This window comes from Streptomyces sp. CA-251387, assembly GCF_050936625.1.
Classification (GTDB): Bacteria; Actinomycetota; Actinomycetes; order Streptomycetales; family Streptomycetaceae; genus Streptomyces.
The window spans coordinates 8,515,336-8,527,497 of the sequence record NZ_JBNJMJ010000001.1 but is presented as its reverse complement, the minus strand read 5'-3'; the positions used below and the strand labels follow the sequence as shown (position 1 = coordinate 8,527,497).

General features: G+C 70.1%; 9 protein-coding genes. 5 read left to right on the top strand and 4 right to left on the bottom strand.

Features of this window, described 5'->3' with window-relative positions; all coding sequences use genetic code 11:
• Positions 1 to 26: 26 nt before the first annotated feature.
• Positions 27 to 3,290, bottom strand: a complete 3,264-nt coding sequence (locus tag ACQEV2_RS37870) for a carboxyl transferase domain-containing protein (protein WP_433052303.1) — start codon at positions 3,288 to 3,290, stop codon at positions 27 to 29.
• Between the two features lie 2 nt (positions 3,291 to 3,292).
• Positions 3,293 to 5,047, bottom strand: a complete 1,755-nt coding sequence (locus tag ACQEV2_RS37865) for an AMP-binding protein (protein ID WP_433052301.1) — start codon at positions 5,045 to 5,047, stop codon at positions 3,293 to 3,295.
• A 390-nt stretch (positions 5,048 to 5,437) separates the two neighbouring features.
• Here ACQEV2_RS37865 and ACQEV2_RS37860 point away from each other — a divergent pair, with 390 nt between their 5' ends.
• Together ACQEV2_RS37860 and ACQEV2_RS37855 are read left to right on the top strand one after the other, a co-directional pair.
• Positions 5,438 to 6,211: a calcium-binding protein gene (locus ACQEV2_RS37860; protein ID WP_433052298.1), complete on the top strand. Its 774-nt coding sequence runs from the start codon at positions 5,438 to 5,440 to the stop codon at positions 6,209 to 6,211.
• A gap of 65 nt (positions 6,212 to 6,276) precedes the next feature.
• The gene (locus ACQEV2_RS37855) at positions 6,277 to 7,053 is read left to right on the top strand and encodes a calcium-binding protein (RefSeq protein WP_433052296.1); all 777 of its coding nucleotides are present in this window, start codon (positions 6,277 to 6,279) and stop codon (positions 7,051 to 7,053) included.
• Between the two features lie 90 nt (positions 7,054 to 7,143).
• Here ACQEV2_RS37855 and ACQEV2_RS37850 read toward each other — a convergent pair whose 3' ends face one another.
• The gene (locus ACQEV2_RS37850; protein ID WP_433052293.1) at positions 7,144 to 8,088 is read right to left on the bottom strand and encodes an AraC family transcriptional regulator; all 945 of its coding nucleotides are present in this window, start codon (positions 8,086 to 8,088) and stop codon (positions 7,144 to 7,146) included.
• 137 nt (positions 8,089 to 8,225) lie between these two features.
• On the opposite strand from ACQEV2_RS37850, the gene ACQEV2_RS37845 reads away from it, so the two are divergent.
• A complete protein-coding gene (locus ACQEV2_RS37845) occupies positions 8,226 to 8,522 on the top strand; it encodes a DUF1330 domain-containing protein (protein WP_433052290.1) in 297 nt (98 codons plus the stop codon).
• Positions 8,523 to 9,228: 706 nt separating this feature from the next.
• Positions 9,229 to 9,642 carry a peptidoglycan-binding protein gene (locus tag ACQEV2_RS37840; protein ID WP_433052287.1) on the top strand — a complete coding sequence of 138 codons (414 nt, stop codon included), beginning with the start codon at positions 9,229 to 9,231 and terminating at the stop codon, positions 9,640 to 9,642.
• 166 nt (positions 9,643 to 9,808) lie between these two features.
• Here ACQEV2_RS37840 and ACQEV2_RS37835 read toward each other — a convergent pair whose 3' ends face one another.
• Complete coding sequence (locus ACQEV2_RS37835) at positions 9,809 to 10,921, bottom strand: catalase family protein (protein ID WP_433052284.1); 1,113 nt, start codon at positions 10,919 to 10,921, stop codon at positions 9,809 to 9,811.
• A gap of 398 nt (positions 10,922 to 11,319) precedes the next feature.
• On the opposite strand from ACQEV2_RS37835, the gene ACQEV2_RS37830 reads away from it, so the two are divergent.
• Positions 11,320 to 12,159: an SDR family oxidoreductase gene (locus ACQEV2_RS37830; RefSeq protein WP_433052281.1), complete on the top strand. Its 840-nt coding sequence runs from the start codon at positions 11,320 to 11,322 to the stop codon at positions 12,157 to 12,159.
• The last annotated feature ends 3 nt before the right edge of the window (positions 12,160 to 12,162 follow it).

The following is a 12,162-nucleotide window of genomic DNA, read 5'->3' as shown; positions in this document are numbered from 1 at the left end:
GCCGTATGCCGGGCGCGGGCGGGCCTTCACCAGGTGTCGACGCAGCGGCGTGAGCCGCGCTGCCGGGGCTCAGGGTCGTGCAGCAGCGTGCTGATCCAGCGTCGGGACTCGGCCGGGTCGATGACGTCGTCGATCTCGAAGACCGATGCGACGTTGAGGGCCTTGCCGTGCTCGTAGGCGGCAGCGACCCTGCGGGCGAACTCCCGTTCGCGCTCGTCCGCGTCCTCGATGGCCGCCAGCTCCCGGCGGTACCCCAGCCGCACCGCACCCTCGATGCCCATCGGCCCGAACTCGCCCGTGGGCCACGCCACCGTGAACCGGGGGATGCGGAAGCCGCCGCCGGCCATGGCCTGGGCGCCCAGCCCGTAGCCTTTGCGCAGCACGATCACCCCGAAGGGCACCGTGAGCGCCGAGGCGTGGACGAACATGCGGCTGACATGCCGGACGGTCGCGGTCTTCTCCGCCTCGGGGCCGACCATGAACCCGGGTGTGTCGCACAGAGAGACCACCGGCAGCCCGAACGCGTCGCACAACTGCAGGAAGCGGCTCGCCTTGTCGGCCGCGTCGGAGTCGATGGCGCCGCCCAGATGCCGCGGGTCGTTGGCGAGGATGCCGCACGGGCGGCCCTCCACCCGGGCCAGAGCGGTGATGACGCCGCGCCCGAAGTGCCGTCGCAGCTCCAGGACGGAGTCCGCGTCGGCGAGGGTGGCGATGACCGCACGTACGTCGTAGGCCCGCCGCCGGTTCTCGGGGAGGAGGTGACGCAGTCGGCGCTGGTCGGGGCACTCCCATTCCGTCACCGGGCCCTGGAAGTAGGACAGGTACGTGCGTGCCAGCCGGACGGCGTCCGCGTCGTCCTCGGCCTCGAGGTCGATGACGCCGTTCGCCCGCTGGACCTCGACCGGCCCGATGTCCTCCGGGGCGAAGCTGCCCAGTCCCCCGCCCTCGATCATCGCCGGGCCGCCCATGCCGATGGTGGCCTCGGGCGTGGCGATGATGACGTCGCAGCAGCCGAGCAGCGCGGCGTTTCCGGCGAAGCAGCGCCCCGAGCCGATGCCGACCAGCGGCACCTTCCCGCTCAGGGACGCGAACAGCGCGAAGGCCATGCAGTCCAGGCCGGAGACCACCGTGCCGTCCACATCGCCCGGCCGGCCCCCGCCCCCCTCGGCGAACAGGACGACGGGCAGGTGCGCCTGTTCGGCCAGCGCGAAGAGCCGGTCCTTCTTGCGGTGGCCCATCATGCCCTGGGTGCCGGCCATCACGCTGTAGTCGTACGACATCGCCACCACGCGGGCGGCCTGAGGGCCGAACCGGTCGGCCCCCACCGTGCCGACTCCGCCGACCAGGCCGTCGGCGGGGGTGCGGCGGATGAGGTCGTCCAGGGACCGGCGGCTGCGCTGGGCGGCGATGGCCAGGCCGCCGTACTCGACGAAACTGCCCGGGTCGCACAGGTCGGCGATGTTCTCGCGGGCGGTGCGCCGCCCCTCGGCGTGCCGCCGGGCGACCATCTCGGGGCGGTCGGCGTCGTCGCCGAACCGCTTGCGCGCCCGCACCTCCTCCAGATCGGCGCGTGGGGCGTCCGGATCCAGCCGCTCCTCGGGATGCGGCTCACCGTCCGCCGCACCGGTGGCCTCCATCACCACCAGCGGCTGACCGTGCTCGGCCAGATCACCCAGCTCCGCCCGTACGGCGACGATCACGCCATCGCCCGGCGCCTGGAGCAGGTGCTCCATCTTCATGGACTCCAGGACCACCAGGGTGCTTCCGGCCGGAACGCGCTCGCCTTCGGCGACGGCGACGTCGACGACGGTGGCCGTCATGGGCGCGGTGACGGTGAGCGTGCCCTGCGGTTCGCAAGCGTCGGAGGCCTCCGCGCCCTTCTCCGGGTCTGTGTCCGGGGCTGTCACCTGCGGGACCAGCTCAGGCAGGAGTTCGTCGAAGAGTGCCGTGTGCAGCCGCCCGGCGACGACCTCGGGTGCCTCCAACAGCCGCCGCAGCACCTCGGCGTTGGTGGCGACTCCCTCGACCCTCAACTCCGCCAGGGCGCGGCGGGCGCGGGCGAGCGTGTCGGACAGGCTGCCGGAACCGTCGTGGGCGACGAGCTTGGCCAGCAGAGAGTCGAAGCGCGGGCTGACCCGACCGCCGGGAAACGCGGCGGTGTCGACGCGCACACCCGGCCCGGCCGGCGGCCAGAAGACGTCCAGTGTGCCGGCGGCGGGCAGCACCGTCCCGTCGGGGCGGACCGTCTCGGCGTTGACCCGCACCTGCACCGCGCAGCCCCGGGGAGCGGGAGCCTGCCCCGCCCCGATGCGGTCGAGGCTCTCGCCGGAGGCCACCCGCAGCTGGGCCTTGACCAGGTCGATGCCGGTGACCTCCTCGGTGACGGTGTGTTCGACCTGGATGCGCGGGTTGGCCTCGAGGAAGTAGAAGCCCGGGGAGCCGTCGCCGGTGTCCACGAGGAACTCGAACGTGCCGAGACCGGCATAGGCGACCTCCCGGGCCATGCGCAGCGCCGCATCGCGCAGCCCGGCCCGCACCGCCTCGTCGAGGCCGGGTGCCGGCGCGATCTCCACGATCTTCTGCCGGTGCCGCTGCAGGCTGCAGTCGCGGTCGCCGTAGCCGACGACGGCGCCCGTGCCGTCGCCGAGCACCTGCACCTCGACATGGCGGGCACGCTGCAGCAACTGCTCGACGTAGACCGCGCCGTCGCCGAAGGCGTGCGAGGCCTCGGAACGGCAGCGCCGGACGGCCTCCTCCAACTGCCCTGCCTCGTACACCGCCCGCATGCCGCGCCCGCCGCCGCCGGCGACCGCCTTGACCATCACCGCGGCACCCTCGCCGAGGCCGGCCATGAACGCACGCGCCTCCTCGATGCCGGTGTCGCCGTACGTCGCCGGCAGCACCGGCACGCCGAGGCGCGCGGCGAGTTCACGGGCCGCGGTCTTGTCGCCGAGCGTCCGCAGCACCTCGGGGCGCGGCCCGACCCAGGTGAGTCCGGCGTCGGTGCACTGCTGTGCGAAGTCGGCGTTCTCGGCCAGCAGTCCGTAGCCGGGATGGACCGCGTCGCAGCCCGTGCTCACCGCCGCGCCGACCAGGGCCGCCGCGTCCAGGAAGGCACCCGGTCCCTCGCCGTCGAGCACCACGACCTCGTCCGACATGCGGGTGTGCAGCGCGTCCGCCTCGTCGCGGGAGTGCAGGGCCACCGTCAGCAGGTCCAGTTCGCGGGCGGCGCGGATCACCCGTACCGCGATCTCGCCGCGGTTGGCGACCAGCAGCTTGGCCAGACCCATCGTCACCGGTCCTTTCCGTAAGTATCGGCAGCGGCCGGGGACACGGCGAGGCGCGCGGCCTGCTCCAGCAGCTCGCCCTTCTTCACCTTGCCGGTGGTGGTCATGGGCAGGGCGTCGACGCACCTCACCACGGGCACCTTGTACGGGGCCATGTTCGCCCGCGCCCACACGCGCACGCCCTCGGCGTCGAGCGCGGCACCGGGGCGGGGCTGGACGAACGCCAGCGGCACCTGGCCCCGTTGGGGATCGTCCATCGGTACCACCGCCGCCGTCAGCACATCCGGGTGCCGGGCCAGCAGCGCCTCCAGCTCGGACGGGAAGACGCTCATACCCGAGACCTTGATCATCTCCTTGGTGCGGCCGAGGTAGTGCAGGCACCCGTCCTCGTCGATCATTCCGATGTCGCCGGTGTGCAGCCAGCCGTCACGCAGGACCCGGGCGGTGGCCTCCGGCTGCCGCCAGTATCCGGTCAGCAGGGAGGGCGAACGTACGAGGATCTCGCCGCGCTCGCCCAGCGGCAGCGGCTCGGCGCTCTCCTCGTCGACCACCATGAACTCCGTTCCCGGCACGGGCAGTCCGCAGAAGACCGGCTCGGTCAGCAGGTCGTGGTCCCCGTCCTGGAACCCGGTGGTGAAGGAGTCTGCGGTGTGCGTCTCGGTCATGCCGTACGCCGCCTCCTGCAGCACGCTGTGCTCGCCGGCCAGGGAGCTCCACCGGGCCCGGATCGCCGGCGTCAGCTTGCGCACGAACGACATGGCCCGCGGCTGCGCCAGGCTGGACAGGTCGGTGCCGGGCAGGCTCGGGTGCTCCATCAGCTCGACGTAGTTGTCGACCGTGCCCAGCATCAGCGTCACGTGGTACTGCTCGATGGCCTGCAGTACGGCTTCGGGGTCCCAGCGGGTGAGCAGCACGATGCCGCTGCCGGTGAGCAGCGGCAGCAGGATGCCGAAGTCCTCGCCGGCGATCCAGAAGACCGGCACGTAGATCAGCAGCACGTCGGGGTTGTCGCCGGAGAGGTCCATGCCGCCGGCGGCCGCCGCCGTCGCCGCGGTGTAGAGCATGTGCCGCTGGGTGTGTTCGCACCCCTTGGGCAGGCCGGTGGTCCCTCCGGTGTAGTTCAGGGCGGCGAGCGCGTCCAGGTCGGCCGGCTGGTCCTGGCCGCGGGCGCCGCCGACGGCCTGCCCCCACCCGCTGCCGGCCGAGCCGGCACCGGCCAGGCCGGGCGGCAGCGGCAGCACCGGATCGGTGGGGAGCATGTCGGCGAGGCCGGTGACGAGTACGGTCCGTACGGCGGTGTCGGGCCGCACCGTCTCGACCAGCGGTCGCAGGGTGTCAAGGGTGATCAGGATCTCCGCCCCGGCGTCGGCCAGTTCGTGCCGCAGCTCGTACTCCCGGAACATCGGGTTCACCGGGACGTGCACGGCTCCGGCGCGCAGGATGGCGAGCATGGCGACGATGAACTGCGGGCAGTTGGGCAGGAACACCCCGACGCGGTCTCCGGGACGTACGCCGCTGCGCTGTAGCCAGCCGCACAGGCGCGCCGTCAGGTCCTCCAGCGCCGCGTACGTGATCTGCTCGCCGTAGAAGGTGATCGCGACGCGCTCGGGATGGCGCCGGGCCCAGTGCCGCAGGTGGTCGGTGAGCGGCCGCTGCCCGAGCGGGTACACCACCTCCCTCGGCATCGAGGCAGGCCATACGCGCTGCTGACGGGCCCGTACATCGGCCAAGTACTCCTCCACGCGCGCGTTGTCCGCCACGACGGCCTCCACCTGACTCTGGGATACCAACCGGTCGGCATGTGCCGCATCACCGTAAGGGAGCCCGCGGGCCGGGACAAGGGTCCGGAGCCCGCCGCCGCTTGGCCATGCCGGCGGAAAACCCTGTTCACGAACCTTGGATCCCGGTCAACTAATTGAATGCGCTACAGGTGAATCGTTAATTGACACAGCCGGGCCCGTGTATTCGGCAATGGCGCTAATTCGGCTACAGGACGGCTTCACATCCCGGCATGCTCTGGGTGCCCAGACACCAAGGTCGATCATCGTGCCCTCACTACCTGCCTCATCCGGTTGTTCCGGTGATTGAAGCAGAAAGAAATTCGCACGGCTGCGAGATCGAAATTCAGCATCCATTGTCAGGAGCGGGTCATGAAGACAACGCATCATCGCACCGTGGCACTTCTCGCCACTGCGTGCGGTTTCACTCTGTGCCTCGCGGGCGTGGCCCACGCGGCCGTCGCACCGACGCCACACATTCTCGCCACGACGCTGGTGAACAAGACCGGCACCACCATCACGGTCACCGCCGGAGTCGGACGGGGCAACACGATCAGCGTCTGGCAGTCAGGCAGCAGCATCAGAATCAGAGACACCGGAGACACGGTCGCGCCGTCCGGCGACTGCACCGCCATCAGCACGACCGAAGTCGCCTGCAGAGCCGCCGACACCACCGAACTCGTGGTCAACGCCGGCGACCAGGACGACAACGTCACCTCCTCGCTGGCGGCCCTCGGCGTCACCCTCATCGGCGGTGCCGGCAACGACAACCTCTACGGCGGATCCGCCAACGACACCCTCGAAGGCGACGAGGGATCCGACTTCCTCTCCGGCGGCGCAGGCAACGACACGCTGACCGGGGGAGCCGAGCCGGACAGGATCTTCGGCGGTTCCGGCAATGACTCCATCGAGGGACGCGGCGGCTCGGACATCGTGGACGGCGGCGGCGGCAACGACGTGATCTACGGCGGCGGTGGCAACGAGCAGATCGTCGCCGGCGCCGGCAACGACTACGCCGAGGGCGGCAACGGCCGGGACTCCATCGACGCCGTGGACAACGTCAGCGGCAACGACTACGTCGAAGGCGGCGCCGACATGGACGACTGCCGCGCCGACCTGGGCGACAACGTCAGCGGATGCCCCTGATCAGCGCGAGTGATCAGCACGCCAGTACCCGTACACGGCGAGACAACACGAAAAGGCGGGCACCGATGAGAACACGAAACATCAGCACCACGGTGGTGGCGATCGGCGCACTCACCTGCGCCCCGCTGACCGCCGCCTCGGCCGCGCCCGGTGCGGCCCCCGGCGCAAGCCTGGCCGGCACCACGGTCGTGCAGGAGGTGGGCGACGCCCTGGTCGTCATGGCCGCCCCGGGTGTGGCGAACGACATCACCATCCGGCGTCAGGGCAACGTTGTCGTGGTGACGGACGCGGGGGACACCGTGTCCGCCGTCGCCCCGTGTCAGTCGACGGGGACGCACACGGCAGAGTGTCCGCTGCCCGTCACCTCGATACGGGTCAACGCCGACGACGCCGATGACAGCGTCACCATCTCCCCGAATCTGGAGGCCGTCGGAACGGTGATCGGCGGTGCGGGCGACGACCGCCTCAACGGCGGCCCACGGGCGGACCGGCTCGTCGGCGACGACCCGGCCGCCACCGGACTGCGGGCGACGCCGGGCAACGACACCATCAACGGCGGTCCGGGCAACGACACGATCTCCGGGCTGGCCGGCAACGACACCATCAACGGCAATGCCGGCAACGACACCCTCAATGGCGACGACGGCAATGACACCCTCGGGGGTGACCAGGGCAACGACACCCTGACCGGGGGCCGCGGCAACGACACGCACCTCGGCAGCGAGGGCAACGACACCCTCAACGCCGTGGACAGCGTGATCGCCAACGACAGCCTCGACGGCGGCCTCGGCTTCGACACCTGCAACCGCGACACCGGCGACACGGCCACCAACTGCCCCTGATCAACCACCCTTCATGCGGCCCGACATGGATCGGGCCGGAGGCGTCGCCGGACAGCCGCACCGGCTGTCCGGCGGCAGGTCCGTACGCGCCTACCGCACTGGTTGTGGCGCGTGTTGTGCGCGCCTGAAGCGTCCGGGAGCGACGCCGAAAGCGCGCTTGAAGGCGTTGGCGAAGGCGAATTCGGAGGTGTACCCGACCTGTTGGGCCACCGCTGCGAGCGGATCGTCTCCGTCGCGCAGGATCCGAGCCGCGGTGCTCAGCCGCCACCAGGTCACATAGGCCATCGGTGCCTGTCCCACCAAGTGGGTGAACCGCCTCGCGAAGACCGTCCTCGACATGCCGACGCGATGGGCGAGTTCCTGCACCGTCCACGGGTGCGCCGTGTGGCGGTGAATGTGGTTGAGCGCCGCGGCGATCGCCGGATCGGTCAACGCGGCGCACCAGCCGGCGGAGGGGCTGCGCGAGGTCTCCTCATCCAGCCACGCCCGCAGGACGTAGACCAGCAGCAGGTCCAGCAGGGCAGGCAGGGCGGCATCCGCTCCCGGCCTTGAGTCCCGCACGTCCGCGCCGAGCAGATCGACAGCGGCCCGCAGCGCCGGGTGGCGGCCTGGTCCCGCGGGGATGTGGATCACCTCGGGCAGCGCACGCAGGAAGGGGTGCACCTGTCCCCGGTCGAGCCGGTACGCACCGCACAGCAACACCGCCCCGCCCGTGCCGTGTTCGGCCCGCGGATCACTTGCGCCACCGTCCCTGCGCTCCGGGTCCGCCTCGGGCGGCAGGAGAGCCGGAACCTGGTGGGGATCACTGCTGACACCGTGCATGGCCCCGTGCGGCAGGAAGACCACATCACCGGCGGTCAGCAGCAACGCCGCGCCGTCGGGCGGCAGGAGCCAGCAACTGCCGTCCAGCACGATGTGGAACCCCGCGCCCGGGTAGGGACCGAACCGGTTGCCCCAGTCGCCGACACGGCGGGAGTGGGTGAACTTGGCACGGCCGACCCTCATCGTGGCGATCACATCGCTGACAACGTCCACGCGACGACAGTACCGGTCCGCCGCGGGCCGGGACGATGACGTATGTTCTGGCCCACCACACGTATGGGAAAGGCCAGTTGGGTCTCCGTATCGTCGAGATCGACAGATCCCGACCTCGACACGCAGGAGCATCGATCGTGCCCGCATACGTCGTCATAGACCTTGATGTTTCCGATCCCGCCGGATTCCAGCAGTACATCGACGGTGTCACTCCGCTCATCGAGCAGTCCGGCGCCCGCAACCTGCTGATCGACGACAATTCCGTCGTCCTGGAAGGAGACTGGGAGCCCGCCACCCTGGTCATCCACGAGTTCTCGTCCAAGGCCGCGCTGCAGGCGTTCTGGGACTCGCCGGAGTACCAGCCGCTGAAGGAACTGCGCCGTAAGTACTCCTCGGTGAAGGTCGTCGCGGGACAGAGCCCCGACGTGCCCTGACAGGACATCGCCGAGCCCACTCCGAGCGGAGAGATGCGGCTGTCAGCCGACGGCGGATTGAGACAACGCCGTACGGACTGCGTATCGCTCCACAAGGAAACCGTGAGCCCCCTGGCGGCCCGGCTCCCCCAACACGCGACAACGACCCAACACTCCTGACGTTGGTCGAGGAGGACTGCCGATGGCATTCGACGAGGCCGAACCGCTTCGAGCCCGCACGCCGGGGGGTGACCCCGCGCAAGAAGTCCAGGACTCCTTTCAGACGGTTCTGGACGCACTGGATGCCGCACGCGCCGACCTGTACGCGATGGAGGAGGAGTACCGGCGGACCGCGGACCGACGGACACCGGGCGTGGAGGTTCGATCCGAGCTGGTTCCGGTCCGTCCGCAGGGCCTCTTACCGTCCGTCGCGGACCCGCCGCACCCCGGTCGCGTGCACCGGGCCCCGCAGGCTGCCGCGGTCGAGCCGCTGTGGTCACGCGGTATGCGACCGGAGGCAGTCCCGCCACCAGAGGCGGCAATGCCTCCCGCCACGAGCGACGGCGACCCGACGCGCCCCGAGCCGGACCACCTCATCGCCCCGCCCTCCCTCGCGCCACAGCGCCCCGACCCCGTACGCACGTTTGAGCCAAAGGGAAGCCGAGGACATCGGCGCGTCACCGGCCGGCGGCACACCCGTGTGGCCGGAGTCTTCGGGCTGGGTGCCGTGAGCGGATTGATCGCTGCCTCTTGGCTGCTCGGCAACGGCCATTCCGCGCCGGCGGTGCCACCCGCCTCACTGGGACAACCGGACCTGCCACTGCCCGAGACGCCCACACCCGCAGTCCCGTCCCCGCCTTCCGGGCAGCCGGGCCGGCCGACGCCCGGCGACACCTCTCTTCCCGAGATCCCGGGCACCGGGGTACTGCGCCACGGCGACAGTGGCCATGGGGTGTACGAGTTGCAGGTACGTCTGCTCCAGATCCCGCACGCCTACCCGGGCGGTGCCATCGACGGCCGCTTCGGCACCGAGGTGCAACAGGCCGTGGCCCGATTCCAGGAGCGGTACGGCATTCGCGGGGACGAGACCGGTGTCTACGGCGACAACACCCGTCACGCCCTCATGCTGCGCACGAAGTAGTCGCGAACAGTCCTGCGTGGGAAGCCGGGCAAGGCCTGGGCGGACCTGCCCCGTCATCGCCGCTTGCGGCGCAGGACCTTCGCCCCGTGCCAGTGGCACACGTTGAGAAGTGTGCCGTTCCGGCTCTGCCCGTCAGCCGCGGCTTGCGGTCTCCGGCCGAGGCCGATCAGCCGAGCAGTTCCGCACTGCCGGCCGGTTCGCGCCGCTGTTGTCCGTTGATGCGGTGCCGTTCGACGGACGAGCGCCGGTAGACCTCCTGCCGCACCCGCTGGATCTCACCGATGGGCCGGTGCTCCTCGCGTGAGCGCCACGGTGTGATCGACGTGGCGTCGGCGGCCGCCACGTTGGCGTCCCCGCCGATGTCCTGGCGCGGGAGGTCCACCCGGGCGACGGTCACCCACGGGGACAGCTCCTCGGGCCACTTCACGGAGGTGTTGTCCACCGGCATGCGGGCCAGATCGGTGTTGAGCTGCACCTGGAGCTCGAAGGAGTGGTCGCGCTCCGCCACCTCGGCAACGAGGGTGCGCCGGAACGCCTCGTTGTCCGCGTGCACGTCCACGATCTGGTGCGTGAGGGAGGCCATGGAGTCGGCCGTCGGGACGGTGCGGATCTTGGCGATGTGATCGCCGTACCGGAAGGCGCCCATGCTGTTGTAGGTGTACGACAGCAGGTTCCTGCGCGGGACCGTGGTGAACGACAGCATGGCGAACAGTTCGTCCCACAGCCAGCCGTCGGGGTCGGTGAGCGTGCCGCGGCGGGTCAGGAACTCCGCCATCCATGTCTTGCGGCGGGCGGGGTTCGCCAGACCCTCGGGCAGCTCCGCGAACAGCTCCTCGATGACCATGTAGTCGTAGGCGGTGTTCGCGAAGAAGACCTCGTTGTTGATCAGGTTGAGGTCGAAGGTGCCGGTGTCCGGTTCGTCGGCCAGCAGTGAGGGGCCGGGGACCCCGAACAGCTTGATGCCCATCCCGCACGCCGCGCCCAGCTGGTGGTCGGGACGCTGGTGGCCCAGACCGTTGGAGTAGCGGACGACGGCGTCGTACACGGCGGGCCGGGCGAAGATGCCCTGCCCGTGGAAGCCCCGGTTGTCACCGACCGTGACGGTGGCCTTGAGGAGGCCGTAGGTCTTTCCGTGAGCGGTCCGGACGGCACGGCCGACGGCCTCGCGCTCGACCGAGGCGCCGGTGCGCCGCGCCACCTGGGCGACCACTGCATCCAACTCCTCTTGATAGGACGGGCGTTCAACGGGGTGGTAATCCTCGTAGCGGACGGGATCCATGGTGCTGCCTCCCTGTACTGGTGCTGTTCCCTCCAGACGCTAGCCAGCAATTAAATTGTGCACAACATAACTGGTTGTGATGAATCACACGTTGCCGGGGGCAACCACATCAGGGGCACCCCCTGACGCGGCACCCTCTCCACCACCGACCGCAGCGGCTCAGAGTCCCTTCGCGATGCTGCTCACGCATCGCGCGCGCGTGCGGGAAGGCTCTTGGAACCTCGGCCATACCGAAGGCGAGGCGCGGAACAACCTGTAACCCAGCAAGGTGACATGCGGGCCGGGATGCGGTCGTGTGGCGCGCCGGTGCCTCCCGTCACCAGGGCCGGGTGTTTTCGTCGGTGCCGGGAATGCCCCCCTCCGTGCGGCGCCGTCGAATCACCGAAGGAGAGATCGTCGTGGCAGGAAGTGTCGCCGAGAACCGCGGGACGGTGTACGCGCAGCTTGTCAGGGGTCAGAAAGCGCTGGTGACCGGTGCGAACTCGGGTATCGGCAAGGCGACTGCCATTGCTCTGGGCCGGGCCGGAGCGGACGTCGTGGTGAACTACGTCGTCGGTGCGGACGAGGCCGAGAAGGTCGTGACGCGGATCGAGGGCTTCGGAGTCCGCGCCTATGCCCACGAGGCCGATGTGTCCGACGAGGACCAAGTGGTCGCCATGGTCGAGCGGATGGTGAAGGAGTTCGGCACCATCGACATCATGGTGGCCAACGCCGGCCTTCAACGGGACTCGGCGGTGACGGAGATGACGCTCAAACAGTGGCAGAAGGTCATCGACGTCAACCTGACCGGACAGTTCCTGTGTGCGCGGGAGGCCGCCAAAGAATTCGTGCGGCGCGGTGTCGTACCGGAGGTTTCCCGGGCGGCAGGGAAGATCATCTGCATGAGTTCGGTCCACCAGATCGTCCCCTGGGCGGGCCACGTCAACTACGCCTCTTCCAAGGGCGGAGTGGGCATGCTGATGCAGACCCTCGCCCAAGAGCTGGCCCCCCACGGGATCAGGGTCAACGCGGTTGCGCCCGGCGCCATCCGCACGCCGATCAACCGCGATGCCTGGTCCACCCCTGAGGCCGAGTCCGAGCTCCTCAAGCTGATCCCGTACCGCCGCGTGGGCGACCCGGCCGACATCGCCAACGCCGTCGTCGCCCTGGCATCCGATCTGCTCGACTACGTCGTGGGCAGCACGCTCTTCGTCGACGGTGGAATGACGCTCTTTCCCGGCTTCGCCACGGGAGGCTGAGCG

Bases quoted from the DNA above. Each gene is read 5' to 3' on its own strand.
- ACQEV2_RS37870 (WP_433052303.1), bottom strand. From the start codon at position 3,290: ATGGGTCTGGCCAAGCTGCTGGTCGCCAACCGCGGCGAGATCGCGGTA.
- ACQEV2_RS37860 (WP_433052298.1), top strand. From the start codon at position 5,438: ATGAAGACAACGCATCATCGCACCGTGGCACTTCTCGCCACTGCGTGC.
- ACQEV2_RS37855 (WP_433052296.1), top strand. From the start codon at position 6,277: ATGAGAACACGAAACATCAGCACCACGGTGGTGGCGATCGGCGCACTC.
- ACQEV2_RS37835 (WP_433052284.1), bottom strand. From the start codon at position 10,921: ATGGATCCCGTCCGCTACGAGGATTACCACCCCGTTGAACGCCCGTCC.